Here is a 15,819-nt window from a genome sequence, read left to right on the forward strand (position 1 = left end):
AAAGAATTCATAAAAAGTATTTCCCGCAGATCTAATTGTCAAATCTTCAAATCCCCAAATTATCAAATCAGAAAATTGGAATTTGGTGCTTGATTTTTGGAATTTGAATCTAAAGATCTCTTATCATCCAAACACTACAGTTGTAATGGCCGGTGTCACCCAGCGGACCATCTAATTGCTTAAATCCTGAACGCAGGTAAAGCTTCCTGGCCTGGTCCATATAAGGCATGGTTTCTATGTAGCATTTTTCAAAACCCTGCTCCTTTGCGTAATCCAAACATTTTTTCATCATTTCTGCGCCAACACCTTTCCCCCTTACTTCAGGTAAAAAGTACATTTTTTGCAGTTCACAAATTGATCCTTCAAAGTTGGCCAGGGGAGCAATTCCCGCCCCACCAATTATTTTTCCGTCGTCATCAACAACAAAATAAGCCTTTCCAGGCTCACTGTATTCCGCATGCATATCATTTAAAGAAGCGTCTTCGTAAGCTGTTCCTACTTTGGGAACACCCATTTCCACCAGCACACTCTGCACTACCTTTTTAACCTTCTCATTATCTTCGGGTTTGATTTCCCGTATTAAGTAACTGCTCATTATCTCTATTAAATGCTATTTTTGTGGTGGTGAAGATACATGAAAAATACATAAACCGCTGTATTCAGCTGGCCCAAAACGGGCTGGGAAGAACCTATCCCAATCCTGTGGTGGGCAGTGTAATTATCTATAATGACATCATTATTGGCGAGGGCTGGCACCACAAAGCAGGGGAACCTCACGCAGAGGTGAATGCAGTAAATTCGGTCAAAGATAAAGACCTTCTCGCGAAGAGCGCCATCTATGTGAGCCTGGAGCCTTGCAGTCATTATGGGAAGACGCCTCCCTGCAGCAATCTGATTATTGACAGCGGAATTAAAAAGGTAGTTATTGGCACCGTTGATCCATTTTCTAAAGTTGCCGGCAAAGGCATTAAAAAGCTATTGGACGCCGGCTGTGAAGTTCGGGTGGGAATATTAGAGCAGCAATGCCGGGAGCTCAACAAACGATTCTTTACTTTTCACACACAACAGCGCCCTTACATTATCCTTAAATGGGCGCAAAGCAGCGATGGTTTTTTAGCCCCTTTACCGCTTAAAAATGCTGAAAGAAAGCCTGTTTGGATCACAGGGAAATACTCCCAGCAGCTCGTCCACAAATGGAGGTCTGAAGAGCAGGCCATCATGGTGGGTACAAATACTGCGGTTGCAGATAATCCAAAGCTCAACACCCGCATGTGGCAGGGCAATGACCCGGTAAGGGTGGTGCTGGACAGGAATTTGAGAATTTCTCAAGAATCTCACCTTTTTGACGCCTCAGTAAAGACCATTGTCCTAACAGAAAAATCTCCGGAAGAAAGGAGCTCCAAAAATGTCATTTTGGAGACCATTGATTTTGAAGCAGACCTGGCGCAGCAGGTTTGTGAAATTCTATTCCGTCATGAGATACAATCGGTCATTATTGAGGGAGGACGGGAGACACTGCAAACCTTCATGACTGCCAACTTATGGGACGAAGCCCGAATTTTCATTGGAAAACCCCATTTTAAAGAGGGAGTCAAAGCTCCTGAAGTAGCAGGAAGACTGACTTCTGAAACAAATGTGGACCATGACCAGTTAAAGATATATTTGAATGATTAAGACTATAATATTTGATTTTGGAGATGTATTTCTCAACCTCGACAAACCGGCTACGGCGCGGGAATTAAAGAAGCTCGAGATTTCACATTTTTCAGAGGAAATGCTGCACCAGAATAAGCTTTATGAAAAAGGTTTGATCACCTCGGAAGAATTCATATCCGGCTATTGCGAATCTTTTCCGAAGTTAACTTCCGGTAATTTTAGGGATTCCTGGAATGCTATCCTTGTTGATTTTCCCGAACATCGCCTGAAGTTTCTTAAAAAACTAAAAGAGGAAAAATCCTACAAGCTTATTCTTCTTAGCAATACTAATCATATTCATATTGACTGGGTAAAAAAGAATGTTTCATTTTTTGAGGAGTTTAAAAATTGTTTTGATGCTTTTTACCTTTCCCAGGAAATCAACCTTCGCAAACCCGACTCCGAAATTTATGAGTATGTCCTGGAACAACACGATCTAAAACCCGGGGAAACTCTTTTCATTGACGACACCCCCGAAAATACTGAAGCCGCTTCAAAGCTGGGAATTCACACCTGGAATATTGATCCCGTTCAAGAGGATGTCTCTGATCTTTTCACTATTAAAAGCGAATTGTTTTGATCTACCTGCTGTTAAGCGTACTCTCTTCAAGTGTGATCTTTGTGATCTTTAAACTTTTTGAGCGCTTTAAGATCAATACGCTACAAGCCATTATTTTCAATTATTTTTTCGCATTCTCGGCAGGGATGCTGGTGGACAGGCAGGAGCTGGACCCTATAAAAATTCTTTCAGAAGATTGGTTTTTAGGAACCTTTATTCTTGGGTTCATGTTTATCGCTGTCTTTTACCTGGCTGCCCTTACCACTCAAAAAAGCGGATTATCTGTGGTATCTGTCGCTACAAAAATGTCGGTCGCTATTCCGGTTTTCTTCGGGATAATTCTTTACAACGAAAGTACGGGTTGGATAAAGATCATAGGAATTCTTCTCGCCCTTGTTGCCGTTTATTTAACCTCCATTAAAAAGAAAGAAGGAATAACGATTAGAAAGAGAAACTTGATCTTTCCGGTCCTGGTCTTCTTTGGTAGCGGCATTATTGACACCACGCTCAAGTTCCTGGAAACTTCTTATGTCGCCGAAGCCGATGTCGCCCTCTTTTCCTCCACTATTTTCGCCATAGCGGGAATTATTGGAATTTTGATCCTACTTATTCAGGCAATAAGAGGGTCTCTTAAGTTGAGTTTCAAAAATGTAATTGGAGGCGTGGCTTTGGGTATTCCGAATTTTGGTTCTATTTACTTTTTGGTCATGGCTTTGCGAACCGAAGGGCTGGAGAGTTCCACAATTTTCCCAATTAACAATGTGGCGATTGTTATGATCTCGACTTTCCTCGGGATCCTTTTGTTCAGAGAAAAGATGTTGTCCAAAAATTGGGTAGGAATTCTACTCGCGATAACAAGTATTATTTTAATTGCAACTTCTGAAGAATGGATGTAAAAGACACCTATAAAACAATCATAAAACCTTCTGAAGAAGTATTATTCAAAGACAAGAACAGTAAATTCTTTGGTTACGCTTTTCCCATAACCACAGAAGAAGAGGCCAAGGAACATCTTGAAGACCTAAAGAAAAAACATCATGCTGCCCGGCATTGGTGCTATGCCTGGCAATTGGGGAAAAGCGATTTTCACTACAGAGCCAATGATGACGGGGAACCATCAAATTCGGCAGGAATGCCTATTTATGGGCAAATACAATCTTTTGAAGTAACTAACATTCTAATAGTTGTGGTAAGATACTTTGGGGGAGTAAAATTGGGAGTTGGCGGCTTGATCAATGCTTACAAAACTGCTGCGCAAATGGCCCTGGAAGCTTCGAGGATCGTCACCAGGACAATTGATGTAAAGTTTGAGATCTCTTTTGATTATCCCGAAATGAACAAAGTGATGCGGGTGATCAAAGAGAATAATCTAAATGTTGTGGACCAAATCCTGGAATTGGATTGTAAGATCATAATCCTGGTTAGAAAAAATGAAGCCGAAAGAATCCACGATAAATTTGATGCTACCTATAAAGTGTCCATTAAAGAACTGGAAGATCAATAGCCGAGTTTCTCGAGAACATATTGCGGACATTTAATAGGTTTACTCTTTTCCACATCCATAAATATTAAAGTAGTTTCGGCTGTGGTGAGCAGTTCTCCATGCTGATTGAAGATCTCGTATTCAAATGCTATGCGCACCCCGGGCTTCTGTTTTAACCGGGTCACGATTTTTAGCTCATCATCAAATTTCGCCGACTTTTTAAATTTTAAATTGAGCTCGTAAACAGGCAGCATCACCCCCTCTTCTTCCATTTTTCGGTAGGAAATTCCCAGGGCGTCCAGCCAGTCAATACGGGCTATCTCGAGATATTGAGCATAATTACCGTGATAGACTACTCCCATTTGATCTGTCTCTGCATATCTAACTTTAACATAGGTGAAGTGGCTTTTCATGATTTTTTTAAGTGTTTATTTGAATCGGTTTTGTACTTTCACAGTGAACGAAGTATGCTAAAATTTTTGTTAAAATTCAAGTAGTTAAACGTTTTTTTTTCAGATAATTTGTTCACATATTTGTTGCTCTTAAAAACCCAAGGGGAAAGATATTTTCTCTTTTTCTTATGGAAGTCACAACTAACAAACGTACTATAAATTTAGAATCCGGAATGTCAGAAACTGCGCAATCAGTTTGGAATAACTGCCTAGCTTTCATAAAAGATAATATTACTCCACAGGCATACAAAACGTGGTTTGAACCTATACAGGCTGTTAAACTTTCAGATAGGGCTTTGAGCATTCAGGTACCTTCAAAATTCTTTTACGAGTGGCTTGAAGAGCACTATGTTAAACTTCTTAAAGTTTCGTTAAACAGAGTGCTTGGTGACCAGGCAAAACTGGTGTATGTTATAAGAATGGAAAATACCTACGGCAACAAACAACCTTTTACAGAAAAGATTCCCAGTACAAATCGTTCTAACGTTGCTTCCCAGGAAGTTGATGTGCCTATAAAGAATAAAAATCCGGAGTTGAAGAACCCTTTTATTATTCCCGGTATCAGGAATGTAAAAATCGAATCACAACTCAATCCCAGTTATAATTTTGACAACTTTTTAGAAGGAGATTCCAACAGGCTTGCTAGATCTGCAGGACTGGCCGTGGCTAACAAGCCGGGAGAAACTTCTTTTAACCCTTTACTTATTTTTGGAGGTGTAGGTCTTGGAAAGACTCACCTGGCTCATTCTATTGGGATCGAAATCAAGGATAAGTATCCGGAAAAAACGGTTTTATATATTTCTGCAGAAAAATTTACACAACAGTATATTGAATCTGTAAAAAAGAATAATAGAAACGATTTCATCCATTTCTACCAGATCATTGATGTGCTAATTGTGGATGATATCCAGTTGCTTTCGGGGAAAGCCGGGACACAGGATGTATTCTTCCATATTTTCAACCACCTGCACCAAAACCGAAAGCAGGTGATCCTCACCAGTGATAAGGCTCCGGTGGATATGCAGGATATTGAACAACGCCTGCTTTCCAGATTTAAATGGGGTCTTTCTGCCGAATTACAACATCCCGATAATGAAACCAGGGTTTCCATAATTAAAAGCAAACTTTACCGCGACGGAGTAGAGATGCCCGAGGAAATTGTTGAGTTCCTGGCCAACAATATAAAGACTAATATTCGTGAACTGGAAGGAGCTATAATTTCTTTGATCGCTCACTCTTCTTTCAACAAAAAAGATATTACTCTTGAACTGGCGAAAAAGATTGTAGACAATTACGTTAAGAACACCAAACGTGAGGTTTCCATAGATTACATTCAAAAAATAGTGAGTGAATATTTCCAGATGGATGTGGAAACATTGCAGTCCAAAACCAGGAAAAGACATATTGTACAGGCACGCCAGTTAGCGATGTTCTTTGCCAAAAAGTTCACTAAAGCCTCGTTGGCGAGCATTGGATCCCAAATTGGAAAAAGAGATCACGCTACTGTACTCCACGCCTGCAAAACTGTAGACAATTTAGCTTCTACCGACAAGCAATTCCAGAAATTTGTTGAGGACATCAATAAGAAATTAACTCTATAGGTATGAAGACCCGGATCCTGATGGTGTGTCTTGGAAATATCTGCAGGTCACCCCTAGCCGAAGGAATTCTTAAATCCAAGGTAGATCCACAACAGATTTTCGTCGATTCGGCAGGAACCAGTAACTATCATGTAGATGATTGCCCCGACCCCAGATCTGTTTCGATCGCAAGAGAGAATAATCTGGATATTACCTCCCAACGCGGAAGGCAATTTTCAGCAGAAGATTTCGAGAATTTCGACAGGATCTATGTAATGGACATGTCCAATTACCATGATGTAATTTCCCTGGCTGCCAATGAGGAGCACAAGGATAAAGTATCCCTGATTCTTAACGAAATCTTCCCCGGTGAAAATGTAGAAGTCCCCGATCCTTACCACGGAGGCGACCATGGCTTTAAAAAAGTATACCAGATGCTGAATGAGGCCTGTGAAGTAATTGCAGAAAAACACAAATAGTTTGAGTTCACCTTTCTCCTATCCCGGAAAATTGTATTTGCTGCCCACCACCTTGGGAGACAATGACCCCCTGGAAGTTTTACCGGCCACCGTACAAAAACAGGTAGAACGTATTAACATTTTTATTGCTGAAAACGAAAAAACCGCCCGCAGGGCAATAAAGAAGCTGGTGCCAACAAAGTCCCAGCCTTCTCTACAATTCTTCTTATTAAATAAACATACAGAACCTTCAGAGATTCCATCTTTTCTTGAAGCTTGCAAAGCAGGTACAGATGTGGGATTACTTAGTGAAGCTGGTTGTCCCGGTGTTGCCGATCCAGGTGCCGAAGTCGTAAAAATTGCTCACAGAGAAGGAATACAGGTGATACCAATGGTTGGCCCCTCCTCTATTTTATTAGCTATGATGGCTTCGGGAATGAACGGGCAAAATTTCGCTTTCAACGGTTACCTGCCCATAGATAAAGCGGCGAGAAAAAGTGAGATCAAAGCACTGGAAAAGACCTCTCATGAGAAAAATCAGGCCCAGTCTTTTATCGAGACCCCTTATAGGAATAACAAGATGCTGGAAGACCTGATACAGATCCTGCACCCCGGCACCCGAATTTGTATAGCCTGCGATCTTACACTTAGCACAGAATACGTGGTGACCAAAACAGCTGCAGAATGGGGTAAAACAAAAGTGGACCTTCATAAAAGGCCCACTATCTTTATATTACAGAAGGACTATTAGCCTTCGCTTTCCTGTCGGGAACGACAAAAGAAGTATCGAATCCTTCAAACTTTTTAAAGTAATGCTTTATTGAAGTGCCAAAACCATCACTAAAACTGTTGGTTCCATTACTTCTAAGGAATTTTTTGACATTTCCGGGGCCGGCAAGATGAGCTGCTGCCAGAATTCCCGATTCGGTTATTTTGATCCCGTTCACAACCTGGTCCTCAAAACGCTCAATATCTTTTCGAAGAATCCATTTATTACGGGAGGCATTTGCATAAAAAGCAGCTTCCTGAAGATCGGGAGAGTTTAGAAAAAGATTCGTGTCCTTTATCCCAATCAACTTTAAGGTCCCTCTACCAAACTGGTACTTGCCCATGTAACCAAATTCATTGATGACCTTGTAGTCTCCACCAGATTCTTTAAATCCAAGAGCCTCTTTAAAGGCTACGTAAGACTTACCCAGTGCAGGGTAAAATCGAAGCTGTGGATCAAAAACAGTAGCATCTGGGGAATATGGTACTTCAAAAGTTAATTCCTCATTTACTGTTTTAAACTCTTCCAGCAAAGCAGTGTTAATATCCTGGGCTTTGTTAGTCGAAAAGCTGTAAAAGAATATTGAGGCTCCTACAACCGGTAATACTGAAAATTTTGCAACTTTCTTCTTCATCCTATTTGATTTAGCTTTAAAAAACCTTTAAGATTATTTCAAAACAGCCGACAAATGTAAGGTTTTTTTTTAAAAATCTTATTACCAACATGTTAACCTAATTCTTAAAGAAATTTTAAGATTGCACACATCATTGCATAGAACGTGCCAAGAATGAATTTAGTACTACCTATAATCCACTAGGAATTAATTAATTACCTATTGATCTTTTGCTCATTTATCCATTTTACATACGCCCGCTTGTTGGCGTTGTGCTGCGAGAGGGTTTTGGCAAATTTGTGGTAACCAAAATTCTCTACATCTGCCACAAAATAAAAGTAATCGTGGTCTTCATGGTTTAGAACGGCGTCAATTGAAGAAATATCGGGCATAGTAATGGGCCCGGGAGGAAGCTCTTTGTACTTATAAGTATTGTAAGGGGAATCCAAAGTAAGGTCTGCATACAATACCCGTTTAATGATTGTATCAAAATTCTGTAGCTTGTCCTTTAAAGCATAGATCACAGTAGGATCTGCTTCCAGCTTCCAGCCTTTTTTTATTCTGTTCATGTAAACTCCCCCAACCTCTGGTCTTTCATCTACTTTCGCGGTCTCCTTCTGAATGATGGAAGCAATTACTATAACTTCCTGCGGGGTGAGCCCCAATTCATTAGCCCTGGCAAGCCTTTTCTCTGTCCAAAAGCGATCATATTCAGTTTTCATTCGCTCACGGAATTCTGTAGCAGAAGTGTTCCAGAAAAACTGATATTTATTCGGAACGTACATCGAGAGGGCATTCTTCTCCCCGAAACCATACTGGTTCAAAAAAGCCGAATCTTTCATGCTTTCAAGGAGCTGGGTACTATCGGCTTCAATTTGGGAAGCTACCCTACCCGCGAGATCCTCAAGCCTTTCCTGATTATTGAAGGTGACCCATACTGGTTCATTAGTACTGCGAAGCGTATTAATGATCTCATTATTGTTCATCCCCTTTTTTAGGATGAACCTTCCGGCTTTAATATTGTCAACATAACCTTTTTTTTGAGCCACAACATCAAATTCCCTTTCATTTTCAAGGTAAGGCTCCAGGATATTTCGTACTTCGGGATAAGTAGCACCGGTAGGAACATATACATCTACCGTTTCTTCAGAAAAAGCTGTGTTTGATGAAAAAATGACATCATAAATGTACCAGGAAAAACCTGCCAGTCCCAGAATGCCTAAAAGGGCGATTATTAATAAAATTTTCTTGATATACATTTTAATTGATCAATTGATACATGATTTCATCCTTATATTTTCCCTCCACCAAATTCCAATCCTTTTTTATTGCAGCTTTAAAAAATCCTGCCTTTTCAAACAGCAACTTACTCGAGACATTGTCGTCTCCCACATTTGCGTACACCTGGTGGAGGCCAAGATGCTTAAAACAGTAGTTGCACAGCAGTTCCAGGGCCTCTTTACCATAACCTTTCTGGCGATTCATCCTGTTGATAATTACAATGCCCAAAGCAGCACGTTTATTTTTGGGATCGAAGTCAAAGATGTCAATAAAACCTAAGGCCTCTCCTGCGATCTCACAAATAACCAGTCTCAGCTGTTTAATTTCATAAATATCCTTATGAGAATTTTCAAGGTACTGCTTTAGAATAAAGCGGGAAAAAGGAACGCTGGTAGCACTAACCTCCCAAAGCTCCTCATTATTCTCCACTTCAAAAAGCAGGTCGAGATCTTCGGGTTCCAGGGCTCGTAAGAAGACCAGTTCTCCTTTTAAGGTTAACATGCTATTTCTCCTTTAAAAACCTGCTTTGCAGGTCCTTTTAACCATATATTCCTGAATTCGTCACCCGAAGGTTCAAAGCTCACCTCAAGTTCACCTCCCGGAGTGTTCAAAGTAACCGAAGTAGAAGAGGTCCTGCCAGAAAAATAAGCAGCCAGAGCAACAGCTGTTACGCCGGTGCCACAAGAAAGAGTTTCATCTTCTACTCCTCTTTCATATGTTCTCACTTTAAAAGTATCTTTATCTATAGGGGAAACGAAGTTTACATTTGTCCCCCCCCGTTCCATGTACTGTGGAGAATATCGCACTGCAGCACCTTCTTTTTTGACATCTTTTCCGGTTACATCTTCAGAAAAAATGACATGATGTGGAGAACCGGTATTCAGAAAAAAGGCATTTTCAGATTCAGAAATCCCGTTTACATTTGTCATTTTCAAACTTACCTTTTTATCCTCTATCACTGCTTCATGAAAACCATCTATGGCAGTAAAAGCTGCCCTGTCTGATATTATTCCAAGGAATTTTGCAAAAGCCACAAGACACCTACCTCCATTGCCGCACATACTGCTTTCATTCCCATCTGCATTGAAATAGACCATTTTAAAGTCTTCTCCTGCATTGGCTGGTTTTTCCAAAAGAATAAGACCATCTGCTCCAATACCAAATCTCCTGTCACAAAGGAACCTGATAAAAGTGGTATCATTTTTGGATAAAAGCAAACTACGGTTATCTACCATAATGAAATCATTTCCCGTACCCTGATATTTAAAAAAGTTCAGCTTCATCTGGCATTTTTAAGGGTTCAAAGATACAATAATATGTAAAAAACGGGAGCAGTTCGATGAGAGTAATGCAGTGGAAGATACATACTAAAGTCTTAAATATTTTGTTCCACAATTAATAAAAACATACAAGAAACATGAAAAGATTCACAAGTGTTCTCATGATCTCTGTTTTAAGCGGAATTCTTACCCTTGGTGGTTACGTCCTTTTTATTGAAGAAGACAACGTTTTCATCCAGGAAAGTAAAGTTCTTCCGGATTACACCCCGGTAAATCTAAATTCCCTTCCTGCAGATGTTAATGCAGATTTTACAGAAGCGGCCAACAAATCGGTAAATGCTGTGGTACACGTAAAAAATGTAGCAACAGTAAGAAAATCACCTTTTTCCTCCAGTACGACTCAAGCCCTGCAGGGAGCGGGAAGTGGTGTCATTATTTCTCCAGATGGTTATATAGTAACCAACAATCACGTTATCCAGAAAGCTAACCAGCTTCAGGTAACCCTTAATAATAATCAGAATTATATGGCAGAAGTCATAGGAACAGATCCTAAGACAGATATTGCCTTGCTTAAAATTGATGCTGAAGACCTTGATTACCTTCCGTTTGGTGATTCGGATAATGCCCGAATTGGAGAATGGGTCCTTGCAGTTGGAAATCCTTTTAACCTTACCTCTACAGTAACTGCCGGAATAATATCGGCTAAGTCACGAGACCTGGGAATGGATTCGAATGTATCTTCATTTATTCAAACAGATGCAGCAGTTAACCCGGGAAACAGTGGGGGTGCATTGGTTAATATTTTTGGAGAACTTATAGGTATCAATACAGCCATTACTTCTCAAACCGGGACTTATGTAGGCTACGCCTTTGCCGTACCCTCCAATAATGCAAGAAAGATCGTAGAAGACATTCTAGAGTATGGTGATGTACAACAAGGTATCCTGGGTATTCGCGGGGTACAGGCAGCTAACGTTCCACGGGATTATGGCGTAAAAGTTTCCGAAGGAATATATGTAGACCAGGTTGAAGAAGGAAGCGGTGCAGATAAAGCCGGAATACGTTCGGGAGATGTGATCACCAAACTTGACAATATTGAGATAAGAAAATTCTCGGACCTTACAGGCTATATAGGTTCTAAAAGACCTAATGATGTAGTAAATGTACAGGTTATTAGAGATGGAAACACCAGGGAATTTGACGTTACACTTACCAAATACGAAGTATTTCAAATAAAGGCCATAGGACTTGAGGTAACTAACGCCACACCTAAAGAACTAAATGAAAAGAATGTTTCCAATGGTGTGAAGGTCACAAGAGGGTTGACTCCTCAAATGCAAAATGAACAACTCTACGGCACAATAATTACGGCCATTGACAATATTCCGGTAAAGAACGTAGGAGATGTTGAAAGAATAATGAAGCAAAGATCTACCGGAGATCCAATCACAGTAACTTTTGTAACTCCCGACGGAGAAAAACAAAAATACGTTTGGCGATAAACTTTACCGTTAAAATTGATATGAAATACCTGCTTTTTGAGCAGGTATTTTTTTTGTTAAAATACTTTTACGAAAACGTTTGAAATATATACTTTTGCGGCAGTTTTAAAACAACACAATAAAGAGAAATGAACTCTAACGAAGTCTACGAAAAAGAATTAGCCTTTCAGGCAGATCGTCGCAGAGCGGCAGTACAATTTATCAAGACCGTAAGTGATCTTTGGTACGATAAGTCGATCGAATTGGTCTTGTTTAGAAATCAATTAATTGATCGTAATGTCAGCGATATTCTGGACCTGCACGAGTATGCAGGAGAATTTGTTCAAAAGCCTATATCAATATTTGATTCGGTCGAGATTGCTGAAGCCATTAAAAAGTTAGATTTTCCACCTGCAAAACTGGACATTGGAAAATTGACCTATGAGTATCACCTGGAGGACGAAAAATATTCTAATGCCACGGCTTTTGTTTCCAGCAAATTGAAGGAAGCAAAGACGGTTGAGGAGCTTACTCCAAAAGATGTGATCCTTTATGGTTTTGGTCGCATTGGAAGACTGGTGGCCCGTGAACTTATGACCCGAACAGGAAAAGGAAGTCAGTTACGGCTTAGAGCAATAGTTACTCGCGGAAAGATTGATGAAACCACTCTTGAAAAAAGAGCAAGCCTTCTTAAAAATGACTCTGTACACGGCGATTTTTCGGGAACCGTTTCTTATAATGTTGAGAAAAAGTGTCTTATAATCAACGGCACCACGGTTCACATGATCTCGGCTAACGAACCGGAAGAAGTGGACTATACTTCATACGGAATAAAAGATGCACTTGTTATTGATAATACTGGGGCCTTTAGAAATGAAGAGGCTCTTAAAAGACACCTTAGCTCAAAGGGAGCTTCTAAAGTTCTACTAACTGCTCCGGGCAAGGGTGTGCCCAACATTGTACACGGCGTAAACCATTTAGAATATAACCCGGATGAAGTTTCCATATTCTCTGCGGCATCATGTACTACAAACGCCATTACCCCGGTATTAAAGGCTGTACAGGATTCTCTTGGTGTTGTTCACGGTCACCTGGAAACTATCCATGCCTATACCAATGACCAGAACCTGGTTGATAACATGCACAAGAAATACAGGAGAGGTCGCGCTGCAGCTCTTAATATGGTAATTACCGAAACAGGTGCAGGACAGGCCGTAGCTAAAGCATTACCCATCTTTGACGGCAAGCTTACCTCCAATGCCATTCGTGTTCCGGTTCCTAATGGTTCGCTTGCAATCTTAAATTTAGAGTTGGAAACTCCTACCACAAGAGATGGAATTAATGAAATTCTCAAGAAATATGCTCTTGAAGGAGTCCTGGTTGAACAGATAAAATATTCTATAGATAATGAACTTGTATCTACAGATATTGTAGGTTCTGCCCAACCATCAATATATGACAGTCACGCAACAATAGTATCTGCCGATGGAAAGAATGCAGTGCTGTATGTTTGGTACGACAATGAATACGGCTACAGCCATCAGGTTATCCGTCTTGCAAAATACATCGCGAAAGTGAGAAGATTTACCTATTATTAATGTTGAGTTCAATTAGTGAAGAGGCCCGTCATTTAAAAGTGACGGGTTTTTTTTGTTCCGCAATGAAACCTGAAGGCAGTAAAAGGAATATTTACGATGAGGACGTACAGAAAACAATAGAAAATTAACTAAAAATATTCCCTTAGGCAGAAAGCCGTGCAATTTTAATTCTTTAGTTTTGCCACCGCTTTCCCAATGGCCACAGATACACAGGAAGTTAAAGAAGAAAAATTTAAAATTTTCTCTACAATAACAGGTAGGCAGGTTCGTTGTTAGAGTGACTGAAAAAATTAATTACTTGCTATGAAAAACATTTTATTTGCCTTCTTATTTTTATTTACTGCTGCCACAACAGTAGCTCAAAACCCGGGTGAGACCACTATTGCTGAAAAGTTCCAGGAATTGATCACCAGTTCCAATAACTTTAAAGGCTATAAGGTAGTTGACACAGATCAACTTACGACCTTGCAGGAACTCACCTCCAACAGGATAGCAGAACTTAAGGAAGAAATCGCTTCTTCTAAAGAAGCTTTTAATGCCCAGGAAGCTAAGATTTCTGAACTACAGGCTGAATTAGATAACCTTACAGAACAATTAAGTACTGTGACAGCCCAAAAAGATGAAATATCTGTTTTGGGAATGTCTTTAAGTAAAGCTTCCTACAACACTGCTATGTGGAGTTTAGTAGGAATTCTTGTTCTGGCCCTTGCTCTTTTTGTAGTGCGGTATAAGAAAAGTCATATTCATACTGCAGAGGCCCGTAAAAACCTGGCAGAACTGGAAAAAGAATTTGATGCTTATAGAGTTAAAGCTCTTGAAAAAGAGCAAAGACTTGGGCGTCTTCTACAGGATGAGAAAAACAAACAGCTTAAAGTAGCGAAGTAGCAGTTAAATATTTTAGGTATTAACTAACTTTGCATCTCAACCCGGCCCGGCCAAACCTCTGTCCCAATGCGACTCGATATTCTTACCGTTGTTCCCGAAATCCTAAAAAGTCCCTTTGAGGCTTCTATCCTTAAAAGGGCAATTGAAAAAGGTCATGTGGAAATTCATCTTCACAACCTGCGGGATTACGTAAGTGACAATTATAAACAAATTGACGATTACCAGTATGGCGGAGGTGCAGGAATGGTAATGATGATCGAGCCAATAGATAAGTGCATCCAGGCTCTGAAGAAGGAAAGGGATTATGATGAAGTTATCTATATGACACCCGATGGAGAGACTTTGAAACAGGGAATTGCTAATGAATTATCTCTTAAGGAAAACCTTATCATCCTCTGCGGACATTATAAAGGAGTAGATCAAAGAGTGCGGGATCATTTCATTACCCGCGAGATTTCGGTTGGAGATTATGTTCTTTCGGGAGGAGAATTGGGAGCTGCGATTCTAAGTGATGCGATAATTCGGCTTCTACCGGGAGTTTTGGGCAATGAAACTTCTGCTCTTACAGATTCTTTTCAGGATAATTTACTTGCCCCACCAATTTACACCAGGCCGGCAGAATACAAAGGTTGGAAAGTACCGGAAATCCTTACTTCAGGAAACACTCCTAAGATTGAGGAATGGCGGGAAGACCAGGCGTATGCCCGCACTATGGCACTACGTCCAGACTTATTAGATGAGGAAGAAAAATAAATAAGACCTTTCTTTTTTGAATCATAAAAATTATTACTTTTGCACACGTTTCTGAACCAACCTCTGGCGATCTCCGTGAATGTTGCTTTAGACTTTATTTTTAAACCATTATAGATATGGAATCCTTAATTAAATTTGTACAAGACGAATTTGTAACGAGTAAAGATTTCCCTGAATTTGCAGCAGGAGATACTATTACTGTTTACTATGAAATTACAGAGGGTCAAAAAACCCGTACTCAGTTCTTCCGTGGAGTTGTTATTCAGAAAAGAGGAACAGGAGCTTCTCAAACTTTTACTATTCGTAAAATGAGTGGAACTGTAGGTGTTGAGCGTATTTTCCCACTTAACCTTCCTGCCCTTCAAAAGATCGAGATCAACAAGCGCGGTAAAGTACGTAGAGCAAGAATTTACTACTTTAGAGAACTTACTGGTAAAAAAGCTCGTATTAAAGAAAGAAGAAGATAATCTTTCAAAATATACCACGAAAAAGCCTCATTTATTGAGGCTTTTTTATTGGAATTTTTTTTAGGAAATATTTACAACTTTCTGGAAGCGAATTACTTGGAGATAGAAAAATTATTTTGTAAATTTAGTATAGAGTTTAAAGTTATAGAATGTCGCAAGGAATTCTTCTTTAAAACTCAATGTAGAGCAAAGATCTTTACATAAGTTTTTACCCTTTTGAATAACAATATGCCCGACATAGTTGGTTTAATTCGGTAAAAACGTTTTGGATGATTTACACACACTCTTTTGGGACATGTAAATCTATCCAGATGAAATAACAACTTGCTTGTGAAATTTAGATTTCACTTGAGAATGTAAAAGTTCAGCAAAGAATGTTATTTCATTAGAGCCATTTCATTATCAAAATAGTGAAATGGCTTTTTTTTTGCCCTGTTTACCCCTCTTTCTCACGCTATCTTAACC

Annotated in this window: 18 protein-coding genes; 12 read left to right on the plus strand and 6 right to left on the minus strand. The window is 39.8% G+C overall.

From position 1 onward, the window contains the following. Positions 1–109: 109 nt before the first annotated feature. Positions 110–595, minus strand: coding sequence for a GNAT family N-acetyltransferase (locus tag LA313_RS15320; protein WP_228916559.1), 486 nt, complete (start codon positions 593–595; stop codon positions 110–112). Between the two features lie 29 nt (positions 596–624). Between LA313_RS15320 and ribD the strand changes: the two genes are divergently transcribed. From ribD to LA313_RS15340, 4 genes are read left to right on the plus strand one after another with little or no spacing between them, the layout of a single operon-like run. After that, complete coding sequence (ribD, locus tag LA313_RS15325; RefSeq protein ID WP_228916929.1) at positions 625–1,674, plus strand: bifunctional diaminohydroxyphosphoribosylaminopyrimidine deaminase/5-amino-6-(5-phosphoribosylamino)uracil reductase RibD; 1,050 nt, start codon at positions 625–627, stop codon at positions 1,672–1,674. Continuing rightward, positions 1,667–2,275, plus strand: coding sequence for an HAD family hydrolase (locus tag LA313_RS15330; RefSeq protein WP_228916560.1), 609 nt, complete (start codon positions 1,667–1,669; stop codon positions 2,273–2,275). Before ribD ends, LA313_RS15330 begins: the two co-directional genes overlap by 8 nt. Next, positions 2,272–3,150, plus strand: a complete 879-nt coding sequence (locus LA313_RS15335; protein ID WP_228916561.1) for an EamA family transporter — start codon at positions 2,272–2,274, stop codon at positions 3,148–3,150. The genes LA313_RS15330 and LA313_RS15335 overlap by 4 nt, the downstream gene beginning before the upstream one ends. After that, a complete protein-coding gene (locus tag LA313_RS15340; protein WP_228916562.1) occupies positions 3,141–3,758 on the plus strand; it encodes an IMPACT family protein in 618 nt (205 codons plus the stop codon). The genes LA313_RS15335 and LA313_RS15340 overlap by 10 nt, the downstream gene beginning before the upstream one ends. On the opposite strand, the gene LA313_RS15345 is transcribed toward LA313_RS15340, so the two are convergent. Continuing rightward, a complete protein-coding gene (locus tag LA313_RS15345) occupies positions 3,752–4,150 on the minus strand; it encodes an acyl-CoA thioesterase (protein ID WP_228916563.1) in 399 nt (132 codons plus the stop codon). The genes LA313_RS15340 and LA313_RS15345 overlap by 7 nt on opposite strands. 212 nt (positions 4,151–4,362) lie before the next feature. Between LA313_RS15345 and dnaA the strand changes: the two genes are divergently transcribed. From dnaA to LA313_RS15360, 3 genes are read left to right on the plus strand one after another with little or no spacing between them, the layout of a single operon-like run. After that, entirely contained in the window at positions 4,363–5,790 is a 1,428-nt protein-coding gene (gene dnaA / locus LA313_RS15350; RefSeq protein WP_228916564.1) for a chromosomal replication initiator protein DnaA, read from the plus strand. A gap of 2 nt (positions 5,791–5,792) precedes the next feature. After that, positions 5,793–6,248 (plus strand): low molecular weight protein-tyrosine-phosphatase, encoded by a 456-nt coding sequence (locus LA313_RS15355; protein WP_228916565.1) that lies wholly within the window; start codon positions 5,793–5,795, stop codon positions 6,246–6,248. A 1-nt stretch (position 6,249) separates the two neighbouring features. Next, entirely contained in the window at positions 6,250–6,978 is a 729-nt protein-coding gene (locus LA313_RS15360) for an SAM-dependent methyltransferase (protein WP_228916567.1), read from the plus strand. Here the strand turns inward: LA313_RS15360 and LA313_RS15365 are convergent. The 4 genes from LA313_RS15365 to dapF all read right to left on the minus strand — a co-directional run bounded on the left by LA313_RS15365 (position 6,956) and on the right by dapF (position 10,173). Next, positions 6,956–7,630, minus strand: coding sequence for a peptidoglycan-binding protein LysM (locus LA313_RS15365; RefSeq protein ID WP_228916568.1), 675 nt, complete (start codon positions 7,628–7,630; stop codon positions 6,956–6,958). The two genes, LA313_RS15360 and LA313_RS15365, sit on opposite strands and share 23 nt — an antisense overlap. A 194-nt stretch (positions 7,631–7,824) precedes the next feature. Next, positions 7,825–8,868: an endolytic transglycosylase MltG gene (gene mltG, locus LA313_RS15370; protein WP_228916569.1), complete on the minus strand. Its 1,044-nt coding sequence runs from the start codon at positions 8,866–8,868 to the stop codon at positions 7,825–7,827. 1 nt (position 8,869) lies between these two features. Further along, on the minus strand, positions 8,870–9,391 hold the full coding sequence (locus LA313_RS15375) for a GNAT family N-acetyltransferase (RefSeq protein ID WP_228916570.1): 522 nt from the start codon (positions 9,389–9,391) through the stop codon (positions 8,870–8,872). Then, complete coding sequence (gene dapF, locus LA313_RS15380; protein WP_228916571.1) at positions 9,385–10,173, minus strand: diaminopimelate epimerase; 789 nt, start codon at positions 10,171–10,173, stop codon at positions 9,385–9,387. Before dapF ends, LA313_RS15375 begins: the two co-directional genes overlap by 7 nt. Before the next feature lie 134 nt (positions 10,174–10,307). On the opposite strand from dapF, the gene LA313_RS15385 reads away from it, so the two are divergent. The 5 genes from LA313_RS15385 to rplS all read left to right on the plus strand — a co-directional run bounded on the left by LA313_RS15385 (position 10,308) and on the right by rplS (position 15,354). Next, positions 10,308–11,672 (plus strand): S1C family serine protease, encoded by a 1,365-nt coding sequence (locus LA313_RS15385; protein WP_228916572.1) that lies wholly within the window; start codon positions 10,308–10,310, stop codon positions 11,670–11,672. A gap of 128 nt (positions 11,673–11,800) precedes the next feature. Beyond that, entirely contained in the window at positions 11,801–13,249 is a 1,449-nt protein-coding gene (locus tag LA313_RS15390; protein ID WP_228916574.1) for a glyceraldehyde-3-phosphate dehydrogenase, read from the plus strand. A 303-nt stretch (positions 13,250–13,552) separates the two neighbouring features. Beyond that, positions 13,553–14,134: a hypothetical protein gene (locus LA313_RS15395; protein WP_228916576.1), complete on the plus strand. Its 582-nt coding sequence runs from the start codon at positions 13,553–13,555 to the stop codon at positions 14,132–14,134. 66 nt (positions 14,135–14,200) lie between these two features. Further along, positions 14,201–14,887: a tRNA (guanosine(37)-N1)-methyltransferase TrmD gene (gene trmD / locus LA313_RS15400; protein ID WP_228916579.1), complete on the plus strand. Its 687-nt coding sequence runs from the start codon at positions 14,201–14,203 to the stop codon at positions 14,885–14,887. A gap of 116 nt (positions 14,888–15,003) precedes the next feature. Continuing rightward, on the plus strand, positions 15,004–15,354 hold the full coding sequence (gene rplS / locus LA313_RS15405; protein WP_228916581.1) for a 50S ribosomal protein L19: 351 nt from the start codon (positions 15,004–15,006) through the stop codon (positions 15,352–15,354). Positions 15,355–15,819: the final 465 nt, after the last annotated feature.

The organism is Salinimicrobium sediminilitoris (genome assembly GCF_020866905.1).
GTDB classification, from domain to species: Bacteria; Bacteroidota; Bacteroidia; order Flavobacteriales; family Flavobacteriaceae; genus Salinimicrobium; species Salinimicrobium sediminilitoris.

Bases quoted from the DNA above. Each gene is read 5' to 3' on its own strand.
- LA313_RS15320 (WP_228916559.1), bottom strand. From the start codon at position 595: ATGAGCAGTTACTTAATACGGGAAATCAAACCCGAAGATAATGAGAAG.
- LA313_RS15330 (WP_228916560.1), top strand. From the start codon at position 1,667: ATGATTAAGACTATAATATTTGATTTTGGAGATGTATTTCTCAACCTC.
- LA313_RS15340 (WP_228916562.1), top strand. From the start codon at position 3,141: ATGGATGTAAAAGACACCTATAAAACAATCATAAAACCTTCTGAAGAA.
- LA313_RS15345 (WP_228916563.1), bottom strand. From the start codon at position 4,150: ATGAAAAGCCACTTCACCTATGTTAAAGTTAGATATGCAGAGACAGAT.
- dnaA (WP_228916564.1), top strand. From the start codon at position 4,363: ATGTCAGAAACTGCGCAATCAGTTTGGAATAACTGCCTAGCTTTCATA.
- LA313_RS15355 (WP_228916565.1), top strand. From the start codon at position 5,793: ATGAAGACCCGGATCCTGATGGTGTGTCTTGGAAATATCTGCAGGTCA.
- LA313_RS15365 (WP_228916568.1), bottom strand. From the start codon at position 7,630: ATGAAGAAGAAAGTTGCAAAATTTTCAGTATTACCGGTTGTAGGAGCC.
- mltG (WP_228916569.1), bottom strand. From the start codon at position 8,868: ATGTATATCAAGAAAATTTTATTAATAATCGCCCTTTTAGGCATTCTG.
- LA313_RS15375 (WP_228916570.1), bottom strand. From the start codon at position 9,391: ATGTTAACCTTAAAAGGAGAACTGGTCTTCTTACGAGCCCTGGAACCC.
- dapF (WP_228916571.1), bottom strand. From the start codon at position 10,173: ATGAAGCTGAACTTTTTTAAATATCAGGGTACGGGAAATGATTTCATT.
- LA313_RS15385 (WP_228916572.1), top strand. From the start codon at position 10,308: ATGAAAAGATTCACAAGTGTTCTCATGATCTCTGTTTTAAGCGGAATT.
- LA313_RS15390 (WP_228916574.1), top strand. From the start codon at position 11,801: ATGAACTCTAACGAAGTCTACGAAAAAGAATTAGCCTTTCAGGCAGAT.
- LA313_RS15395 (WP_228916576.1), top strand. From the start codon at position 13,553: ATGAAAAACATTTTATTTGCCTTCTTATTTTTATTTACTGCTGCCACA.
- trmD (WP_228916579.1), top strand. From the start codon at position 14,201: ATGCGACTCGATATTCTTACCGTTGTTCCCGAAATCCTAAAAAGTCCC.
- rplS (WP_228916581.1), top strand. From the start codon at position 15,004: ATGGAATCCTTAATTAAATTTGTACAAGACGAATTTGTAACGAGTAAA.